20 protein-coding genes and 1 pseudogene are annotated in these 17,978 nt (G+C 62.9%); 9 read left to right on the top strand and 12 right to left on the bottom strand.

Features of this window, described 5'->3' with window-relative positions:
• Window positions 1–70 precede the first annotated feature (70 nt).
• Window positions 71–1,876 carry a peptidoglycan L,D-endopeptidase MepK gene (gene mepK, locus MUU55_RS19460; RefSeq protein ID WP_425314198.1) on the top strand — a complete coding sequence of 602 codons (1,806 nt, stop codon included), beginning with the start codon at window positions 71–73 and terminating at the stop codon, window positions 1,874–1,876.
• A 225-nt stretch (window positions 1,877–2,101) separates the two neighbouring features.
• Here mepK and MUU55_RS19455 read toward each other — a convergent pair whose 3' ends face one another.
• The 4 genes from MUU55_RS19455 to MUU55_RS19440 all read right to left on the bottom strand — a co-directional run bounded on the left by MUU55_RS19455 (window position 2,102) and on the right by MUU55_RS19440 (window position 5,158).
• Window positions 2,102–3,196, bottom strand: a complete 1,095-nt coding sequence (locus tag MUU55_RS19455; protein WP_244762423.1) for a hypothetical protein — start codon at window positions 3,194–3,196, stop codon at window positions 2,102–2,104.
• 472 nt (window positions 3,197–3,668) lie between these two features.
• On the bottom strand, window positions 3,669–3,935 hold the full coding sequence (locus MUU55_RS19450; protein WP_244762422.1) for a DUF2312 domain-containing protein: 267 nt from the start codon (window positions 3,933–3,935) through the stop codon (window positions 3,669–3,671).
• A gap of 118 nt (window positions 3,936–4,053) precedes the next feature.
• Complete coding sequence (locus tag MUU55_RS19445; RefSeq protein WP_244762421.1) at window positions 4,054–4,359, bottom strand: DUF1244 domain-containing protein; 306 nt, start codon at window positions 4,357–4,359, stop codon at window positions 4,054–4,056.
• 10 nt (window positions 4,360–4,369) lie between these two features.
• A complete protein-coding gene (locus tag MUU55_RS19440; protein ID WP_244762420.1) occupies window positions 4,370–5,158 on the bottom strand; it encodes an N-formylglutamate amidohydrolase in 789 nt (262 codons plus the stop codon).
• A 298-nt stretch (window positions 5,159–5,456) separates the two neighbouring features.
• On the opposite strand from MUU55_RS19440, the pseudogene MUU55_RS19435 reads away from it, so the two are divergent.
• Together MUU55_RS19435 and pyk are read left to right on the top strand one after the other, a co-directional pair.
• Window positions 5,457–5,831 (top strand): annotated as a pseudogene (locus tag MUU55_RS19435) (DUF1036 domain-containing protein); the annotation flags it as partial.
• Window positions 5,831–7,270 (top strand): pyruvate kinase, encoded by a 1,440-nt coding sequence (gene pyk, locus MUU55_RS19430; protein ID WP_244762418.1) that lies wholly within the window; start codon window positions 5,831–5,833, stop codon window positions 7,268–7,270. The pseudogene MUU55_RS19435 and the gene pyk, both read left to right, overlap by 1 nt.
• Window positions 7,271–7,278: 8 nt before the next feature.
• Here the strand turns inward: pyk and MUU55_RS19425 are convergent, their stop codons facing one another.
• The 6 genes from MUU55_RS19425 to MUU55_RS19400 all read right to left on the bottom strand — a co-directional run bounded on the left by MUU55_RS19425 (window position 7,279) and on the right by MUU55_RS19400 (window position 11,153).
• Window positions 7,279–8,286 (bottom strand): alpha/beta fold hydrolase, encoded by a 1,008-nt coding sequence (locus MUU55_RS19425; RefSeq protein ID WP_244762688.1) that lies wholly within the window; start codon window positions 8,284–8,286, stop codon window positions 7,279–7,281.
• Window positions 8,287–8,379: 93 nt separating this feature from the next.
• On the bottom strand, window positions 8,380–8,997 hold the full coding sequence (locus tag MUU55_RS19420) for a tetratricopeptide repeat protein (RefSeq protein ID WP_244762687.1): 618 nt from the start codon (window positions 8,995–8,997) through the stop codon (window positions 8,380–8,382).
• 82 nt (window positions 8,998–9,079) lie between these two features.
• Entirely contained in the window at window positions 9,080–9,205 is a 126-nt protein-coding gene (gene ykgO / locus MUU55_RS19415; protein ID WP_024271182.1) for a type B 50S ribosomal protein L36, read from the bottom strand.
• A 170-nt stretch (window positions 9,206–9,375) separates the two neighbouring features.
• Complete coding sequence (locus tag MUU55_RS19410; protein WP_244762417.1) at window positions 9,376–10,434, bottom strand: 5-(carboxyamino)imidazole ribonucleotide synthase; 1,059 nt, start codon at window positions 10,432–10,434, stop codon at window positions 9,376–9,378.
• A complete protein-coding gene (gene purE, locus MUU55_RS19405; RefSeq protein ID WP_244762686.1) occupies window positions 10,431–10,898 on the bottom strand; it encodes a 5-(carboxyamino)imidazole ribonucleotide mutase in 468 nt (155 codons plus the stop codon). The genes MUU55_RS19410 and purE overlap by 4 nt, the downstream gene beginning before the upstream one ends.
• A gap of 51 nt (window positions 10,899–10,949) precedes the next feature.
• On the bottom strand, window positions 10,950–11,153 hold the full coding sequence (locus MUU55_RS19400; protein WP_117370536.1) for a YdcH family protein: 204 nt from the start codon (window positions 11,151–11,153) through the stop codon (window positions 10,950–10,952).
• A 214-nt stretch (window positions 11,154–11,367) separates the two neighbouring features.
• Here MUU55_RS19400 and MUU55_RS19395 point away from each other — a divergent pair, with 214 nt between their 5' ends.
• On the top strand, window positions 11,368–11,541 hold the full coding sequence (locus MUU55_RS19395) for a YdcH family protein (RefSeq protein WP_244762416.1): 174 nt from the start codon (window positions 11,368–11,370) through the stop codon (window positions 11,539–11,541).
• A gap of 187 nt (window positions 11,542–11,728) precedes the next feature.
• On the opposite strand, the gene MUU55_RS19390 is transcribed toward MUU55_RS19395, so the two are convergent.
• Both MUU55_RS19390 and MUU55_RS19385 read right to left on the bottom strand, forming a co-directional pair.
• On the bottom strand, window positions 11,729–11,989 hold the full coding sequence (locus MUU55_RS19390; RefSeq protein WP_117370534.1) for an ArsR/SmtB family transcription factor: 261 nt from the start codon (window positions 11,987–11,989) through the stop codon (window positions 11,729–11,731).
• A gap of 60 nt (window positions 11,990–12,049) precedes the next feature.
• Complete coding sequence (locus MUU55_RS19385; RefSeq protein WP_244762415.1) at window positions 12,050–12,820, bottom strand: sulfite exporter TauE/SafE family protein; 771 nt, start codon at window positions 12,818–12,820, stop codon at window positions 12,050–12,052.
• 91 nt (window positions 12,821–12,911) lie between these two features.
• Here MUU55_RS19385 and MUU55_RS19380 point away from each other — a divergent pair, with 91 nt between their 5' ends.
• From MUU55_RS19380 to MUU55_RS19360, 5 genes are all read left to right on the top strand, one after another.
• Window positions 12,912–13,565 carry a thiamine phosphate synthase gene (locus MUU55_RS19380; protein ID WP_244762414.1) on the top strand — a complete coding sequence of 218 codons (654 nt, stop codon included), beginning with the start codon at window positions 12,912–12,914 and terminating at the stop codon, window positions 13,563–13,565.
• A 9-nt stretch (window positions 13,566–13,574) separates the two neighbouring features.
• Window positions 13,575–14,717, top strand: coding sequence for a tetratricopeptide repeat protein (locus MUU55_RS19375; RefSeq protein ID WP_244762413.1), 1,143 nt, complete (start codon window positions 13,575–13,577; stop codon window positions 14,715–14,717).
• Between the two features lie 181 nt (window positions 14,718–14,898).
• Window positions 14,899–15,699, top strand: coding sequence for an inositol monophosphatase family protein (locus tag MUU55_RS19370; protein WP_244762412.1), 801 nt, complete (start codon window positions 14,899–14,901; stop codon window positions 15,697–15,699).
• Between the two features lie 112 nt (window positions 15,700–15,811).
• Window positions 15,812–16,894 (top strand): flagellar motor protein MotA, encoded by a 1,083-nt coding sequence (locus tag MUU55_RS19365; RefSeq protein ID WP_244762411.1) that lies wholly within the window; start codon window positions 15,812–15,814, stop codon window positions 16,892–16,894.
• 2 nt (window positions 16,895–16,896) lie between these two features.
• Window positions 16,897–17,928 carry a peptidoglycan -binding protein gene (locus MUU55_RS19360; RefSeq protein ID WP_244762410.1) on the top strand — a complete coding sequence of 344 codons (1,032 nt, stop codon included), beginning with the start codon at window positions 16,897–16,899 and terminating at the stop codon, window positions 17,926–17,928.
• The last annotated feature ends 50 nt before the right edge of the window (window positions 17,929–17,978 follow it).

The following is a 17,978-nucleotide window of genomic DNA, read 5'->3' as shown; positions in this document are numbered from 1 at the left end:
CCATGCTCTCACCGCAATTGATAGGCATCTGGAATAACGGACGTTCGTTGTCCTTCGGACGGGGAAAGAGTTGGCAAATTTGTTCGCATCGATGAAGCGCCCGGGGACCGCCCTTGGCAGCCTCTGCAAGACAGTGTTGCAAAAGCTGCCCAGGGCTTTGACCACGGCTGTGCTCTCTGCTGCCCTCATCCTGCCAACGGCCATTCCCGCGACGGTCCAGGCCGAGAGCGGCAACCGTACGCTCAAGCTCTATTTCATTCACACCAAGGAAAAGGCCGAGATCACCTTCAAGCGCAACGGTCGTTTCGACCAGCGCGGCCTGAAGCAGCTCAACACGTTCCTGCGCGATTGGCGCCGTAACGAGCCGACGCGCATGGATCCGCGCCTTTTCGATCTTGTATGGGAAGTTTACCAGAAGGTCGGCGGCAAGGGGTACATCAACGTCGTCTCCGCCTATCGCTCGCCGGCGACGAACGGCATGTTGCGCTCGCGCTCCAAGGGGGTCGCCAAGAAGAGCCAGCACATGCTCGGCAAGGCGATGGACTTCTACATTCCGGGCGTGAAGCTTGCCAACCTGCGTGCCGCCGCGATGAAGTTCCAGGTTGGCGGCGTCGGTTTCTATCCGACATCCGGATCGCCTTTCGTGCATCTCGACGTCGGAAGCGTGCGCGCCTGGCCGCGCATGAGCCGCCAGGAGCTCGTTCGCCTTTTCCCGGATGGCAAGACCATGCATGTGCCGACGGACGGCAAGCCGCTGCCGGGCTACCAGCAGGCCGTTGCCGACTACAAGCGTCGCGTCGGCGCGGACGCCATCCAGGTTGCCGGCGGCGGTTCCACGCCGACGGCGTCGAAGCGCAAGGGCGGCTTCCTCGCCGCGCTCTTCGGTGGCGGTGGCGACGAAGATGAAGAACCAGAAATGATCGCGAGCAGCAAGGTCACGATCGCCGACTCCTTCGATGAGGGCGGCGAATCGGGCGGGGCTCCGGCAAAGGCCGTTGCCGAGGAAAAGCCGGTTGCGACGGAAGCCGAGACCGAACTTGCCTTCAATGCGCCGGTTCCGGGCAGCCGACCCGCCTTCAAGGCGGCCGAGACGGCCAGCGAACTTGCCCTTGTCGCACCGACGACGAGCGGCGCTGTTGCGGCCCTCGAAGCGGCGACGACGACCGAAGAGCAGAAGCCTGAATTCGAAGATCTGTCGGCCTACAAGGTTCCCTTGCCGGTCATGCTTGGTGCCCGCACCCAGGCTGGCGACGCGCAGCCCGGCGAGACCATGACGGCGGCAGTTGCCGAGACGGCGGTTGCCGCGGCTGAAGACGGCGAGGAGCTGGCGATGGTGCCGGTCCCCGGGCTTCGCCCGCAGGTCGAGCTCGACCAGTCGCAGACCGCGCTGATGGCGGCCGCCGAGGCCAAGGTCGCGCTTCCGTCCTCTGCTGATCGTTCGGGGCTCGCAGCCCTTGCCGATCCGACGACGGGCGACGATCAGGGCAATCCGGTCGAGATGGCGGCGCTGGTTTCCAGCAATTCCGGTGCTACGCGCTCGCTGGCGGGTGTCGATGCGTTCGACGGCACGTCGGTCGAGGAGACGCCGTCGAAGGGTGGACGTCCGAAGAAGAAGGATGCCGATGCCGCAAGCCGTGGCGCGATCCGCACCGAGCCGAAGCTGACGCAGAAGATCATCTCGCAATGGGCGCTCGAGCAGGGCAATATGGCAACGCTCTCCAAGCCGGTCAAAGCGCCGCGCTTCGTGAGCCGCAAGCTGCGCGCCGCACCGACGACCGTCTACATGGCCGGCTTCCAGTCGCAAGGCAAATCGATCGATGCCGGCCGCTTCAGCGGCAACGCGGTGAACTTCATGGAAGTTCGCAAGTTCGATTGAGCCAGAGGACAGAGATTTAAAAAGCCCGCCGGAGCGATCCGGCGGGCTTTTTCTTTGGGTTATTGGAGCGTCGGCAACGGTTCTATCTATCTAAGGCCGATAAGAGGTGGAGCGGGGCCGAGGCGTATCCCTGAGCCGAAGTGGGCTGGAATTTTTACTCCACCCCACCGAGTTACCGACTGTAGTCAGACATCAGCATGAGAGCCGCTACCAGGGAAGGCTACATCATTTCCAGCTCTGATAGTCCGCAGCCGTGCAGCCGAAGGGTGCGGGGCCATCGCCGAAACGGCTTTGCAGCTGGCTGCAACCCCAACGGTTGAGCGCTTCGGGCATCATGTTGTTGATGTCCATTCCCGGCGAATTGTATTGCGAGGGCGCGCTGGTCACGTACCAAAGCCAGTAGCCGAAAATACCGCCGACGATGAGCAGAATAAGCAGCAGGAACAGGGCGAGCCTGCGCGCCAGCGACATGCCCTTCTTGACCGGAGCAAGCGCGGCGGCCGTCTGGTGGCCATCTGATGCGGCGGCATGAAGCGGGGCGAGTGCATCCGCCCGCTCCTGCGCGGTCAGGTCGATGCGCTCCAGCCGGTCATCGAGCAGCACGGGAAGCGCGGTCTTGCCGTGCCAGACGGCAAGGGCAACCGCGTTGTTGCCGGCATCACCGACGATGATCGGCTCTTCGCCGGTCTCGAAGCGGGTGAAGGCGACGCGCTTGGTCTTCCGCTCGCTCAGCCTGTCGGCATAGGTGACCGAAAGGCGGCCGCGCTTCTTGTCGATCCCGGTGATTTCGACGGGAATGACGGTGAGAGCCGCCGGGTGGCGCAGCTGGCCGCGGACGCGCAGGATGCGCAATGCAAGGAAGATCATCGCAAGACCCCCGCCGCCAAGCAGAATCGTGAAGGCCGACAGTGTGATGATCCGGTTCCACAGCATATCCAGCCCGAGGCTGATCGTGGCGAGATCAGGATGGTCGGCCGAGATGACGAGACCGGTTTCGTAGTCGCCGGTGTGGAAATCGACGAACATCACCTCGACCTCCTTCTCGTAGCGCTGGCCGCCATGCTCGTATGAAAGGTCCACTTCGCAGGTCGTGAAGACGGCTTTGCGCGTCGTGCAATTGCCATCGATATTCCCGTCGATGGCGAGCGGATTCTGGCTGATCGTATAGTCGCGCAGAATGCCCGGCGCTTCCGTCATCCCCATGAAGACCGCGATGGCCAGCAGGATGGGGATGGAGAAATAGTAGGCAAAGGGAATTGAAATGACCCCGCCCTTGATGGCGAGGGGGCGGGCTGGAAGCTTGATTGTGGGGAAGGTCATAGTCTGCCTGAAAGTGATTGCGCTGAAAGGGGTGATAGAGGAGGGACGGCACAGGCCGACCGTTCATTCGCAATGAAATGCTGAGCCGCGGCACGATCATTGAAGTGTGGTGCGTATCGCCCTCACTCGGCGGCGGCGCGTTCGGGTGCATGAAGAGCCGTGTCGAAAGGGCGGCGCAGGTTGCCGGCAAGAGCCATCAGCCGCGTCTGTTCTTTGGACAGCAGGGCATCTCCAGAGGAAAACCGGGATTGCTGATTGGCCCTGATGGCCTCACGACACAAATCGTCAGGCGCGTGGCGCGATTGGCCATCGGTTTCGGGACATCGGCTTCAATGCTCAAGGTCTGTCCATGCTCCATGCCCTCAAGGCAGTGAAACTCTGAAGCCGCTACGGATCGCTGCGAGGTTCAGGCGTGAGCAAAGAAAAGGGGCGCATCGCGCCCCTTCATCTCACGTCTGACGATCGTTTCGCCTTATTCGGCGTCCTGCGGCAGATCGATCATGCCCAGCGCCTGCAGGTAGGTGTCGAGGATCGCTTCCTGCTCCATGCGCTCGTCCTTGTCCTGCTTGCGGATCTGGATGACCTTGCGCAGGATCTTGGTGTCGAAGCCGGTGCCCTTGGCTTCGCCATAGACGTCCTTGATATCGTCCGCGATGGTTTTCTTTTCCTCTTCGAGGCGCTCGATGCGCTCGATGAATGCGCGAAGCTGGTCGCGTGCGACGCCGTGGGCATCCGACATGGTCTTCTCCTTGGGTGGACTGGGTATCGGCAAAAATTCGAAGGCCGTGACTTGCCGCGAACTTCCGGCAAGATCAAGGCCTATCGCACGGCGTTTCGGTTTTTCACGCCGTTGCCGCTCATTCTTTCGGGCGGTTGACCTCGAAAGCCGCCTTCTGCGCGTCGCTCGCTTCGCGCTGGTAGCGTCCGCGCCATTCCTCGTAGGGCATGCCGTAGACGATCTCGCGCGAGGCGTCCTTGTCGAGAGGAATGCCCGCCTCGTTGGCCGCGTCGCGATACCAGTTGGAGAGGCAGTTGCGACAGAAGCCGGCGAGATTCATCATGTCGATGTTCTGCACATCCGTGCGCTCGCGCAGGTGCTTGACGAGGCGGCGGAAGGCGGCGGCCTCGAATTCGGTCTGCTGCTCTTTGGAGAGTTCGGTCATCGGCTCGGTCTCAATAGGGTCCGGTGCGGGAGGTGTGTATCTCGTATGTGTGCAGGGCGGGATCGGCATTCAACCGCGAAAAGATCGGCGCGAGGCGATCGACCCAGCGGACAATGCCGGCATTGTCGCCGATCTCGTCCTGGCGGATTTCGATGAGGGCATGCGCGATGCCGGGCTTCATGCAGTGACGGAACATGGTGTCGCCGCGCAGCGCACCGTCATAGGGCTCGTTGTCGCCGACGATGACATCGCCGAGAGCCTCAAGTTCGCAAAGCAAGGGGCCGACGGCGCGATAGTCGCTGTCCCACAGCACCGTCACCTGCCAGGGGCGGGCGGCTCCCTTCCAGGCGGGTGTGAAGGAGTGCATGGACATGACGAGCGGCGCCTTGCCCGTTTTTTCAGCCACCGCAGCGATCGTGCGGGACACGGCATCGTGATAGGGGCGATGATAGGTATCCAGCCGGTATTGCCATTCTTCTGATGTGATTGGGTGATTGCCTGGAATGATCGCACCGTCGGAAATACGCATGACGAGTGTCGGGTCGTCCTCGCCGCGGTTGGGGTCGATCAGCAGGCGGGAAAAGCGGCTCATCACCACCGGCGCATTCAGCCGGGCATTGAGCCCGCGCACCACGCCCTCGACACCTATATCGTAGGCGATGTGGCGCTCGAAGGCGCTTTCCGGCAGGCCGAGGCGGCCGTAGCGCTCAGGCAGGAAATTGGTGGCATGGTCCGCCAGGATGACGAGCCCCAGGCCGGGGTCGCCGTCGATAATCTCGAAGGAAGGATGATTGTGCATGCCCATTGCCGAAGTTATGCCGCTCAGATCGACTGATCGCATGAGGCGACCCGGCCCGCAAGGCGCGGGGCCTGTGGTTGCGGGAAAGATTCCCTCTCCTTTTGTGAAATTGTAATCGATTAGTGTTGCGTTGACATTCATGCCCCGTCGTCGCAAGAAAGCGCATATTCAAATCAACGGAGTTCCATTGGAAACCGTGCGAGCCAAGAGCCATAGCCCCTTCTTCCCGAAAGCCACGCGCCTTCTGCCGGCCGTCCTTTTCTCCTGTGCGGGTTTCCTTGCCCTTTCCGTGCCCAACGAAGCGAGAGCGGAGTTTCGTGTCTGCAACGGCACGCAGAACCTCGTTGGCGTCGCCATCGGCTACCGCGCCAAGGAAGGTTGGATGACGGAAGGCTGGTGGCAGGTGCCGGCCACGACCTGCGCCACCTTGATCGAAGGCGAACTGCAGTCGCGCTACTACTATCTCTATGCCGAAGATGCCGCCCGCGGCGGCCGCTGGACCGGTGACGTCAACATGTGCGTCGCCGAGAACGAGTTCAAGATCACCGGCGTGCAGGACTGCTTTGCCCGCGGTTTCCAGCGCATGGGCTTCAAGGAATATGACACGGGCCGACAGGGAAGCTGGATGGTGCAGCTTTCCGACACGCCAGGGACCCAGGAAAGCCAGAACTGATGAGACGGAACAGAAAAGTCAAAATCCTCGCCACGCTCGGACCCGCATCCTCCGACGAGCAGATGATCCAGAAGCTGCATGAGGCGGGAGCAGACCTGTTCCGCATCAATATGAGCCATGCCAGCCACGACGTGATGCGCACGCTGATCAGCCGCATCCGCGCCGTAGAGGCCCGCTGTGGCCGTCCCATCGGCATCCTCGCCGACCTTCAGGGCCCGAAGCTGCGCGTCGGCAAGTTCGCCAACGGCTCGGAAGAGCTGAAGCCCGGCCAGACCTTCACGCTCGACAACAAGGAGGAGCCCGGCGACAACAGCCGCGTCTTCCTGCCCCATCCGGAAATCCTGGAATCGGTCAAGCCCGGCCATCGCCTGCTGATCGACGACGGCAAGCTGCATCTGCGCGCCGAAAAGTGCGACGGCAAGTCGATCGTCTGCACCGTCGTTTCGGGCACCAAGATTTCCGACCGCAAGGGCGTCAGCCTGCCTGATACGCTGCTCGGCGTCGGCGCGCTGACCGAGAAGGACCGTGTCGACCTTGATGCCGTTCTGGCGACCGGCAGTGTCGATTGGGTCGCTCTCTCCTTCATCCAGCGTCCGGAAGACCTCGCCGAAGTGCGTAAGATTTCGCGTGGCCGTGTCGGTCTGATGTCGAAGATCGAGAAGCCGCAGGCCATCGAGCGCATCGACGAGATCATCGATCTCTCGGACGCCCTGATGGTCGCCCGTGGCGACCTTGGCGTGGAAATGCCGCTGGAAGCCGTTCCGGGCCTGCAGAAGCAGCTCATCCGCGCCTGCCGCCGCGCCGGCAAGCCGGTCGTCGTGGCGACCCAGATGCTGGAATCGATGATTTCGGCCCCGGTGCCGACGCGTGCAGAAGTGTCCGACGTGGCGACTGCCGTCTTCGAAGGCGCCGATGCCGTCATGCTGTCGGCCGAATCCGCCTCGGGCGATTATCCGGTCGAAGCCGTCTCCACCATGGCGTCTATCGCCAGCAAGGTCGAGCGCGACCCGCACTATCCGGGCATCATCTACGCCCAGCGCACGCCGCCGGAAGCAACCGGTGCCGACGCTATCTCGCTTGCCGCCCACCAGATCGCCGAGACGCTGAAGCTCGCGGCTATCGTCTGTTACACCTCGTCGGGCACGACTGGCCTGCGTGCCGCGCGTGAGCGGCCGGAAGTGCCGATCCTGGCGCTCTCGCCGGTCATCGAGACGGCGCGCCGCCTATCGGTCGTCTGGGGCCTGCACTGCGTCGTCACCGGTGACGCGGAAGATCTCGACGACATGGTGAACCGCGCCTGCCGCATCGTGGTGGCGGAAGAGTTCGGCAAGCCGGGCGACCGCATCATCATTTCGGCCGGCGTGCCGCTGCGCACCCCCGGCGGCACGAACATGCTGCGCATCGCCTATATCGGCGCAGACGGCGTCAGCGGCGTCTGAGGCCTGAGTTACTTTTCGTGATCTTTCGCAAGGCGGGCTTCGGCCCGCCTTGCTGATTCCTGGAGGTCGCGTTTCGCGCCCGCAATCTGCTCGATCGCCTCGACCGCAAGGTCCGTCACCACGTAATCCGGCTTGTGACCGAGATTGTGGATCCAGACGAGTTCAGAGCCATCGATGTCACGCGCCAGCCCGCGCGAATGGATTTCCTCATAGACGACGCCATCCGTGTCGCCGGTGACGATCACCGTCGGTGTATGGATTTCGTGATAGCGCAGCTGCACGCGACGAACGTATTCCAGGAGATTGGCGACGTCGGTGGCATTGTTGCGGAAGGCGGCGGGGCGCAGCACCAGGGCGGGTGCGGTCGCATCGATATAGTCGTTCGGCCGCGGGTTCGGGGCAAAGACGAAACGGGTGCCGCTCTCGATGCGTGACAGGCCCACCGGCAGTGCCACGATGCGCGTGAACAGCCAGCCGACAAAAGGCGCTCTGGCGAGATCGTAATACCAGTCGACGCCACCCGGCCAGGGATGGGTGGCCGGGGCGAGGAACAGCAGGCCGGCGGTCTTTTCCGGGTGCTCCAGCGCAAAGCTTGCGGCAATCGCGCCGCCGAAGGAATGCGCGACGATGATCGCCTTGTCGATGCCGCGCTTTTCCATCAGGCGGGCAATGGCGTTCGCCTGCCCGTCCGGCCAGGCATTTTCCGGCCCGCCGCGCTCGGAATAGCCATGGCCCGGCCGATCGACGAAGAGCAGGGCCGCACGTCCCTCGAGCTTCGCGCGGAAGGCATGCATCTGATCGCGCAGGTTACCGCTTGCGCCATGGATGAAGACGATGGGCGGCAGATCGGCCTTCACGCCTGCCGGCACCAGCACGCTGTTCAGGCGAAAGCCGCTGACGTCAATCATCTCGCCGACATTGGGGAACTGTTGCTCGATCGCACGGGCCTTCCAGGCGGTGAAGGCGTAGCCGGAGAGCGCGAGGGCGAAGGGGGTGGCGAGAAGGGCTGTCAGCATGAGGCGGAGCGGGGAGGGCAAGGAAGGGTCCGGTCGACGATGGAGATAGCTGATCTACGCAGGTGGCACCATGCCGGTTCACCTGAACGGGAATCAGGTGCGCTGGCCGGTCAGCTTTTCCGCGAGATCGCCCATTTCCTTCTGTGCCTGCCGTTCGGTCGGGTAGACGTCGAGGAAACGCTCCCAGGCCTTCATGGCAAGCTCGTCGCGGCCGCTCTGGGCCAGGATGGCTGCCATGCCGGCGAGCGCGCCGAAGTGGCGTGGCTCGATCTTCAGCACCTGGTTGATGTCGGACATCGACTTGCGATAGTTGCCCATCTTGAAATGCAGCGTCGCCCTGCGGTTCCAGCCCTCGACATAATCGGGTCGCAGGCGGATAGCCTCGTCTAGGAAGTCAAGCGCGGCGGCATTCTTGTCTTCACCCATGGCTTTGTCGGCCCACTGGATCAGCAGATTGATGCTGGCACTGCCGGAATCCTGCCATTCGCGGCGAATCTGGTTGGCAATGCCGGTCGCGGCATCCGGATCGGCTTCGCGCTTCAGCTCGCCGAACAGCTTGTCCAGCCGCTGCGCTTGCGTGTTGAAGGCACTGGAGGACGTGTCGAGCGAAGCCTTGTCCGCCGTCTGCCCGATGGCAACAGAGGGTGCGGCCACGGCGAGAGCAAGGGGGAGATAAAGTGCGGAAAGCATGAAAAAGCGCATGGCGGTTATGGTAAACCGCCATGCGCTCAACTTCAATTGTATTTCTCGATCAACACTGCCCTTCAGTCAGGCAGGCAACCGCGACGCCGTATCAGCCCTGACGAGCCTTGAAGCGCGGGTTCTGCTTGTTGATGATGTAGATGCGGCCCTTGCGGCGAACAAGGCGGTTTTCGCGGTGGCGAGCCTTGAGCGACTTGAGCGAATTCTTGATCTTCATGTTTTCGATCCGCGTATTGCAGGGCGACACGAGTTCGCCGGATTTCTTCAATCAAAAACGCGCCGTTTCGGGCGCGCTTTCACGTTGGGCAGGCATGTAACCCGTGACATTTGCGCTGTCAACCATATGCGGCGGGTTTTCCGCCGCTGTGTCCGGTTTTCCAGCCTGTCTCAGCCGAAAACCTGGGTAATATGCCCCATCTTGCGGCCCGGACGGGCTTCCGTCTTGCCGTAGAGGTGGACGAGCACGCCGGGCTTGGCAAGCCAGGCCGGCACATCGTCGATATCGTCGCCGATCAGATTCTGCATCACGCAGTCCGAATGGCGGCGCGGATCGCCGAGCGTGTGGCCGGCAACGGCACGGATATGCTGTTCGAACTGCGAGACGACGCAGGCCGCCTCCGTCCAGTGGCCGGAATTGTGCACACGCGGCGCGATCTCGTTGGCGACGAGCGCGCCATCCGGCAGCACGAAGAATTCCACGCCGATGACGCCGACATAGCCGAGGCTGTCGAGGATGGCGCGGGCCGCCTTGCGGGCCTGGTCGGCCGTCGCCTCACTGACGCTCGCCGGCAGCGTCGAGGTGTGCAGGATGCCGTTGAGGTGGACGTTCTCGGCCGGGTCGTAGCAGGCGATGGTGCCGTCGCTGTCGCGCGCGGCGATGATCGAGACCTCGCGCTCGAAGGGCACGAGGCTTTCGAGGATCAGCGGCACGCCGCCCAGCGCTTCGAAGGCGCCCTCGCGGCTTTCGGCCGGTGAGCGGAAGAGCCGCTGGCCCTTGCCGTCATAACCGAGCCGACGGGTCTTCAATACGCCGACGCCGCCGAAGCGGTCGAGCGCCGCCTCAAGATCGGGCTGGCTGTCAATTGCCGCAAAATCGGCGGTAAGGATGCCGCAGTCGCGAATAAAACTCTTTTCGACGAGGCGGTCCTGTGAGACTTCCAGCGCGCGCGGCGGCGGATAGACCGGCACGGCCTTTGCCAGTGCAGCGGCCGCCGCGACAGGCACGTTCTCGAATTCGTAGGTTACGACATCGCAGATGCGGGCAAGCTCGGCGAGCGCCTCGGCATCGTCATAGGCGGCGACGATCTGGGCGTTGGCGACCTGGGCTGCCGGACAATCGGCCTGCGGCTCGAGGATGACGGTGCGCAGATTGAGGCGCGCGGCTGCCATGGCGAGCATGCGGCCGAGCTGGCCGCCGCCGATGATGCCGATGGTGCGGGCGCTCATAGCGGGCCGTCCACGGGATATTCGGCAATCGCGTTGGACTGGTTTTCGCGCCATTCATCAAGGCGATGGGCAAGTTCCGGATCGTTGAGCGCCAGCACGGCGACGGCAAGCAGCGCGGCATTGACCGCGCCGGCCCGGCCGATGGCGAGCGTGCCGACGGGAATGCCGGCCGGCATCTGCACGATGGAGAGAAGGCTGTCCTGGCCGGAAAGGGCCTTCGACTGGACCGGCACGCCGAAGACCGGCAGCGGCGTCATGGCCGCGGCCATGCCGGGCAGATGCGCCGCGCCGCCCGCGCCGGCGATGATGATCTTGAACCCTTCCGCCTTGGCGCCACGGGCGAAGCTGTAGAGCCTGTCGGGCGTGCGGTGCGCCGAAATGATGCGGGCCTCGTAGTCGACGCCCAGCGCATCGAGCGTATCGGCGGCGTTCTTCATGGTCTCCCAGTCGGACTGGCTTCCCATGATGATGGCGACGGGGGGCGTTTCTGTGGTGTCCAAGGCGTCTCGTCCGGTTCAGGCGATGATATCGGGAATGATCTGGTCTTCCAGCTTGGAAAGCTTGTCCTTGAGGATCAGCTTCTTCTTCTTCATGCGCTGGATTTTGAGGGCTTCGCAGCCGACCTGGATCATGGCGTTGATCGCGGCATCGTAGTCTTCATGCTCCTGGCGAAGCCGTGCGGCGGCAAGCCGCAATTCAGCCTGTTCCTGATCTGCCATGCTCTATTCCCCGTCGTCGGAAACAGCGGTTCGCCCGCCTGTCCCAGTCTGTATAAGCCTGCTCCTATCACGAAAGCCCCGGTAACGGGAAGTTATCCCTTGCCACGTTTTCGCCTTCGACAAATGAAAAATGACATGGCACACTCGAACTGTTGCAACCTGGATCATCCGGCACGCAAGTGACCGGGTGCAAGCAAAAGGAAGGAACTGTCACATGACGATTGAGGCCCACCTGGCTACGCTGGAAAAGAAGCATTTTGCTCTTGAAGAAGAGCTGCATGCTGCGATCAAAAGGCCCTCTTCGGAGGATGAGACGATTGCAGACATCAAGCGTCGCAAGCTGCGCATCAAGGACGAGATCGAGCGCATTCGCTCCTCAGCTCACTGAAACGACAGGGATTTTTCCAAAGGGATTATAGGGAGGCAAGTCGCGGAACAGCTGGTCCGTATGGGAGGACCGGGTTAGGAGCCCATTTCGCGAAACCGCTTCCGAAAACGAAATCATAGATGTCGTGACGCCCTGGCAAACCGGAAGGTCTGCCGGGGCGTTCTATTTCAAAATGACACAGTGGGGTTCACGACCAGAATTGATCGAGCCAGAGATTGAGCCTGTCGAAACCCTTGGCATTGATGGCATAGATGCGTTTCGTGCCTTCGGCCTTCACGCTGACCAGGTTGGAATCGAGCAGCGCTTTCAGGTGCTGGGAGACCGCCGGGCGGCTGATCGGCAGGCCTTCGGAGAGTTCGTTGACCGTGCGCGGAGCGCGACGCAGCTCCTCCAGCAGGAACCTGCGGTTGGGATCGGCAATCGCAGCAAAGGGGTCCGGGTGCGCCATGGCCGAACGCTAGGGCAAAGCAGCAGGTGCGGCAAGTATTTTGTGCGGTGCGAAGTATCCTCAGAGAAAGGCCAGCACGCCGTCATAGACGAGCTTCATCCCGGCAATCAGCGCCATGGAATACATGAAGGGATAGAAGACATCCGGCTTCATGCGTTTGACCATGAAACCGCCGAAGGCGGTCGCGATGATGGCAAGCGGCACGAGCGTCGCCGAGATGGTGAGGTTCGTCGTGTCCAGCTGTCCCAGCGCGAAATAGGGGCCAAGCTTGATGAAATTGAGAATGGCGAAGAAGCGGACGGCCGCGCCGGTATAGTCGCGCGGCGGCAGCTTCAGCGGCAGGCCGTAGACCTGGAACGGCGCGCCGCCGGCATGGGCCACGAAGCTGCCATAGCCGGACAGCGTGCCGAAAAAGGCGGCGGGAATGAGCCGGTGCGGTTTCGGCTCGATGATATAACCATGCCGGACGCGCCAGCTGTTGTAGAAGTAGCGCAGCACGAAGAGTACGGTAATGAGGCCGATGATGAGGCGCAGCGCATCACGCGGCACATAGGCCGAGGTTGCCCAGCCGATGGCAATGCCGATGAGCGCACCAGGCAGCAGCATTTTCAGGAGGGTGCGGTTGTTGTGTTCGCGCCAGATCCAGAGCGACACGCAGTCCATCACCACCAGGATCGGCAGAAGAATGGCGGCGGCTTGCACCGGCGGCACGGCCATGGCCAGCAGGGGCACGCCCATTAATGCCAGCGCCTCGCCCATGCCGCCCTTTGTCAGGCCGACCAGCAGCACGGCGGGGATCGCGGCGTAATAAATCGAGGGGTCTATGGACATGGAAGACGATTGATCCTGTTCGTCCTTCCGTCTATCCGCTTTGATCTGTTATGACGAGACCAAGTGCCGCAATTCAAGGAAGTGCCCATCCATGTCCAACGCCGATAACCGCTGCCGTCTCGTGCTGATCCTCCCAGAGGGAGAGGACCTGTCCGCGCGGACCGCCATGCTCGAGGGCGCTCTGAAGGGCGGCGATGTCGCCTCGGTGATCATTCCGCAATACGGGCTCGACGACGGCGTGTTCCAGAAGCATGCCGAAGCGCTCGTCCAGATCGTCCAGGATGCCGGCGCTGCAGCTCTTGTCGCCGGCGATACGCGCGTGGCCGGCCGGGCGAAGGCCGACGGTATCCATGTGACCGGCGGGCTTGAGGAATTTGCCGAGGCGGTGGAAAAGTTCACGCCGAAACTCATCGTCGGCGGCGGCAATGCCACGGATCGCCACAAGGCGCTGGAGATCGGCGATATCCAGCCGGACTATATCTTCTTCGGCAAGATCGGCGGCGACATAAAGCCGGAAGCGCATCCGAAGAACCTGGCGCTTGCCGAATGGTGGGCCTCGATGGTGGAAATTCCCTGCATCGTGCTCGGCGGCAGCGATCCGGACTCCGCTCTTGCCGTTGCCGAGACCGGCGCGGAGTTCGTGGCGCTGGACAAGGCGGTGTTTGCCGACCCCGCGCAGGCGCCGCATGTGATTGCTGCGGTCAATGCTCTTCTTGACGAAAAAGCGCCACGGTTTGAGCAATAGTAGGCGCTCATGATCAGGGCCCTTCGTTCACAAGCTTGCCGTATCGCGCCGGTGGCGTTTCTCGCCACGGGCGTTCTCGTCGCCGTGCCGTCTCTTGCCGAGACGGCCAAGAAGGGACCGTCCGTCACCCTCGACGATGCGAAGGTTGATGAAAAGAAACCGGTCGAGGAGGTGAAGCCCGCCGCGCTCGACGAGCAGCCCGACGAGGCCAAGAAGGACGAGAAGAAGCCGGTCGATGGTCCATCCACGGGGCTCTCGGTGCTCGATCGCATGGGGGCCGACCTGCCGGCACTGCCGGCCGAAAAGCCGTTCACCGGCAAGGTGGACGACGCTTACGGCGCCTTCCAGCGCGGCCACTACCTGACGGCGATGGAACTGGCTTTGCCGCGCGCGCAGCTGGGCGATCCCGCCGCGCAGACCCTGGTCGCCGAAATTCTCGACCGTGGCCTCGGCGTGAAGCGCGATCGCAAGCAGGCACTGTTCTGGTATGAGCAGGCCGCCAATGGCGGCGATCCGACCGGCATGTTCAAATATGCGATCCTTCTCATGGAGCGCTCGGCGTCGCCGACGGATCGCAAGAAGGCCGACGAGCTGATGAAGAAATCGGCTGATCTCGGCAATGCCTCCGCGCAGTTCAACTACGCGCAGGTGCTGGTGGCCGATAGCCCGGGCGACAAGGGGCTGCGTGACGCGCTGCCCTATTACGAGAAGTCCGCCGAGCAGGGCATCGCGGATGCGCAATACGCCGTGGCCCAGATCTATGTGAACCTGAAGGACCTGCCGGAAGAAAAGACCAAGCGCGCTCGTGAATGGCTTGTGCGGGCTGCCCGCGCGGGCTTCGATACGGCTCAGCTCGATCTCGGCATGTGGCTGGTGAACGGCACGGCGGGCGATCGTGACTACGATACGGGTTTTAAATGGATGAAGCGCGCCGCCGATGGCGGCAATGTCGTTGCCCAGAGCAAGCTCGCGCAGCTTTATATCCACGCCATCGGCACACGGCCCGATCCGATCGAGGCAGGCAAGTGGTTCGTTCTGGTCCGACGTGCAGGTCTGAATGATCCGTCGCTTGAGGACTTCTACCTCGGCCTGACGGACGAACAGCAGAAGGCGGCGATCACGGCGGCGAACAAGTACCGCTCGGGCTCGTAGGGCGCCGTATTTACCCTGTTGCACGATCGCGGCCCCTGCATTGCAGCCGACGCAGGGGCTGAAGGCTTGAAACTTCGCTGGATTTGTGGTCTTGAAGCCCGCACATCCGGTCCCCGTGCATTTGCGCGCCGCGGCTTTTGCCGTCCCGATGCGCCGGACATTCCCGAAGGACATTCATTTCATGGCTCGTTCAGCTCTTCTCAACGTTATGGTTCAGGCCGCCTTCAAGGCCGGCAAGTCGCTCTCGCGTGATTTCGGCGAAGTGCAGAACCTCCAGGTTTCGCTCAAGGGCCCGGCCGAATATGTCGCGCAGGCCCACCGCAAGGCCGAGAAGATCGTCCGCGAAGAACTGATGAAGGCCCGTCCGACCTATGGCTTCCTCAGCGACGAAGCCGACGAAGTCATCGGCACGGATGGTGCGCACCGCTGGATCGTCAACGCCCTCGACGGCACCACGAATTTCCTGCACGGCATCCCGCTCTTTGCCAGCACCATTGCGCTGGAACGCAACGGCGAGATCGTCGCCGCCGTCGTTCTCAACGCGGCGACGGACGAACTCTTCACCGCCGAGCGTGGCGGTGGCGCCTTCCTCAACGATCGCCGCCTGCGCGTGGCCGCCCGAAAGGCCCTGTCGGATGCCGTCATCGGTTGCAGCGTGCCGCATCTCGGCCGCGGCAACCATGGCAAGTTCCTCATCGAGCTGCGCCATGTGATGGGCGAAGTCGCCGGCATGCGCCGTCTCGGTTCCACCGCGCTCGATCTCGCCTATGTCGCCGCCGGCCGTTTCGACGGTTTCTGGGAGCGTGACCTGGCCGAATGGGACATGGCGACCGGTGTTCTCCTGATTCGCGAAGCCGGCGGTTATGCAACCGACTTCGACGGCGGCAATGACATGTTCAATGCCGGCGAAGTGGTTGCCGGTAACGAATATATCCACAAGGCGTTGCGCGACGTGCTGCACCGCCCGGTTCCGACGCGCTGAGGCAGGCTGAGGATGGCGGCGCATCAAAGCGCCGCTGTTGCTGCTAAGCCCTTCAATTCCTCACAATCTTCCTCTAGTCTCCGCCCCGACGAGAAAGCGGAGATGCGACTACATGGCTAAGCTGGCGCTGTCGGGCTGGGGAGGGTCGTCCGAGACCGGGGACGACTACCCGCACAAACTTTCGAGCCCCATGGCGTTCTTCTGGACGATGGTGATCTTCCTCATCATCGTCGGCTTCGTCGCCGCCATCCTCTTTCGCCAGGCGCAGACGGCGTTTCTCTCCAATCCCGGCCTCAATGGCCTGATCCTCGGTGTGCTATTGATCGGCATACTGCTGGTCTTCAACCATGTTCTGGCGCTGCGGCCCGAAGTGCGCTGGTTCAACTCGTTCCGCGCGGCCGGCAGCGCCGAAAAGGTCGGGCGCGATCCCGTGCTGCTCGCGCCGATGCGCGCGCTGATCGGCCGGCGCCATTCGCTGGCGCTGTCGACCGCGACGCTGCGGTCAATCCTCGATTCCATCGCCACGCGCCTCGACGAATCGCGCGATACATCCCGCTACCTGATCGGCCTCCTGGTCTTTCTCGGCCTGCTGGGCACCTTCTGGGGCCTGCTCGGCACGATCGGTTCGATCAGCGCGGTCATCCAGTCGCTGGATGCCGGCGGCGGCACGGCGAATGATATTCTTACGGCGCTGAAGCAAGGCCTTTACGCCCCGCTGGAAGGTATGGGTACGGCCTTCTCGACCTCGCTGTTCGGTCTCGCCTCCTCGCTCATCCTCGGCTTCCTCGACTTGCAGGCCGGCCGTGCGCAGAACCGCTTCTACACGGAGCTGGAAAACTGGCTGTCTTCCGTGACGGATGTAGGGTCGGAGCTTCAGCCGACCGCGGAACTCGCAACGACATCTTCGGCCGACGTGCAGGCGCTCGCCGAGCAGATCCTGAAACTCGCGCAACATGAAGGTGGCGGCCAACGCTCGACGGCAGCGATGGCGAGCCTTGCAGAAGGTATTCAGGGCCTTGTGAAAAACATGCGCAGCGAGCAGCAGATGCTGCGCGACTGGATCGAGGCGCAGCAGGAGGAGGCCAAGGCGCTTCGCCGCACGCTCGACCGTCTTGCAGCGCGTTCGGGTGAGCGCTCGGTCGAAAAGCTGCCGGAACGCGCGGCCGAGAAGGCCCACAAGGCCGGGGGCGAATAGAGATGGCGCTCGCCCGCAACCGGCGCAGCCAGCGCTCGGTCGATTACTGGCCGGGCTTCGTCGATGCGTTGTCGACGCTGCTGCTTGCGATCATGTTCCTGCTCACGGTCTTCGTGCTGGCGCAGTTCTTTCTGAGCCGCGAAATCTCCGGCAAGGACGACGTGCTGAATCGGCTGACCAGCCAGATCAACGAACTCACGCAATTGCTGGCGCTGGAAAAGAGCGGCAAGCAGGATCTCGAGGACACGCTCGCCAATCTCCAGGCCTCGCTTGCGCAATCCGAAAGCGACCGCACGCGTCTTCAACAGCTACTGGACAGCGGTTCCGGTGCCTCCGATGCCGCCAATGCCCGCGTGACGACGCTGGAAGGCGAACTGGATTCGGAAAAGCAGGTGAGCGCGCGGGCTGCAAGCCAGATCGAGCTGCTCAACCAGCAGATCGCCGCGCTGCGTAGCCAGATCGCCGCCGTGGAAGAGGCGCTCCAGGCCTCCGAGGCCAAGGACAAGTCCTCGCAGACGAAGATCGCCGATCTCGGCCGCCGCCTCAATGTCGCGCTGGCGCAGCGTGTGCAGGAGCTCAACCGCTACCGTTCCGACTTCTTCGGCCGGCTGCGCGAAATCCTGTCCGACCGCGAAAACATCCGCATCGTCGGCGACCGCTTCGTCTTCCAGTCGGAAGTGCTCTTCCCCTCCGGCGGCAACGAGCTGAACGAGGCGGGGCAGGCGGAGATGAAGAAGCTCGCTACAGCCCTGCTCGATCTCGCCAAGGAAATTCCCGCCGAGATCAACTGGGTGCTGCGCGTCGATGGCCATACCGACAATGTGCCGCTGTCCGGCACCGGCCGCTACCGCGACAACTGGGAGCTTTCCTCGGCGCGCGCAACGTCGGTCGTCAAATTCCTTATCGCCAATGGCGTGCCGGCCAACCGGCTCGTCGCAGCCGGCTTCGGCGAATTCCAGCCGATTGCCGAGGGCAATGACGATGCGGCAAAGGCGACTAACCGCCGTATCGAACTGAAGCTGACCGAACGATAGGTTTCGTGACTTGGGGAGCGCGCCAGTGTTGCGCCTTCCCGCCACGGACA

Source organism: Shinella curvata (assembly GCF_022899935.1).
Classification (GTDB): Bacteria; Pseudomonadota; Alphaproteobacteria; order Rhizobiales; family Rhizobiaceae; genus Shinella; species Shinella curvata.
The sequence above is the reverse complement of the archived record's forward strand: the minus strand, read 5'-3'. Positions and strand labels throughout refer to the sequence as shown.

Bases quoted from the DNA above. Each gene is read 5' to 3' on its own strand.
- MUU55_RS19455 (WP_244762423.1), bottom strand. From the start codon at position 3,196: ATGACCTTCCCCACAATCAAGCTTCCAGCCCGCCCCCTCGCCATCAAG.
- MUU55_RS19450 (WP_244762422.1), bottom strand. From the start codon at position 3,935: ATGTCGGATGCCCACGGCGTCGCACGCGACCAGCTTCGCGCATTCATC.
- MUU55_RS19445 (WP_244762421.1), bottom strand. From the start codon at position 4,359: ATGACCGAACTCTCCAAAGAGCAGCAGACCGAATTCGAGGCCGCCGCC.
- MUU55_RS19440 (WP_244762420.1), bottom strand. From the start codon at position 5,158: ATGCACAATCATCCTTCCTTCGAGATTATCGACGGCGACCCCGGCCTG.
- pyk (WP_244762418.1), top strand. From the start codon at position 5,831: ATGAGACGGAACAGAAAAGTCAAAATCCTCGCCACGCTCGGACCCGCA.
- MUU55_RS19425 (WP_244762688.1), bottom strand. From the start codon at position 8,286: ATGCTGACAGCCCTTCTCGCCACCCCCTTCGCCCTCGCGCTCTCCGGC.
- ykgO (WP_024271182.1), bottom strand. From the start codon at position 9,205: ATGAAGATCAAGAATTCGCTCAAGTCGCTCAAGGCTCGCCACCGCGAA.
- MUU55_RS19410 (WP_244762417.1), bottom strand. From the start codon at position 10,434: ATGAGCGCCCGCACCATCGGCATCATCGGCGGCGGCCAGCTCGGCCGC.
- purE (WP_244762686.1), bottom strand. From the start codon at position 10,898: ATGGGAAGCCAGTCCGACTGGGAGACCATGAAGAACGCCGCCGATACG.
- MUU55_RS19400 (WP_117370536.1), bottom strand. From the start codon at position 11,153: ATGGCAGATCAGGAACAGGCTGAATTGCGGCTTGCCGCCGCACGGCTT.
- MUU55_RS19395 (WP_244762416.1), top strand. From the start codon at position 11,368: ATGACGATTGAGGCCCACCTGGCTACGCTGGAAAAGAAGCATTTTGCT.
- MUU55_RS19390 (WP_117370534.1), bottom strand. From the start codon at position 11,989: ATGGCGCACCCGGACCCCTTTGCTGCGATTGCCGATCCCAACCGCAGG.
- MUU55_RS19385 (WP_244762415.1), bottom strand. From the start codon at position 12,820: ATGTCCATAGACCCCTCGATTTATTACGCCGCGATCCCCGCCGTGCTG.
- MUU55_RS19380 (WP_244762414.1), top strand. From the start codon at position 12,912: ATGTCCAACGCCGATAACCGCTGCCGTCTCGTGCTGATCCTCCCAGAG.
- MUU55_RS19375 (WP_244762413.1), top strand. From the start codon at position 13,575: ATGATCAGGGCCCTTCGTTCACAAGCTTGCCGTATCGCGCCGGTGGCG.
- MUU55_RS19370 (WP_244762412.1), top strand. From the start codon at position 14,899: ATGGCTCGTTCAGCTCTTCTCAACGTTATGGTTCAGGCCGCCTTCAAG.
- MUU55_RS19365 (WP_244762411.1), top strand. From the start codon at position 15,812: ATGGCTAAGCTGGCGCTGTCGGGCTGGGGAGGGTCGTCCGAGACCGGG.
- MUU55_RS19360 (WP_244762410.1), top strand. From the start codon at position 16,897: ATGGCGCTCGCCCGCAACCGGCGCAGCCAGCGCTCGGTCGATTACTGG.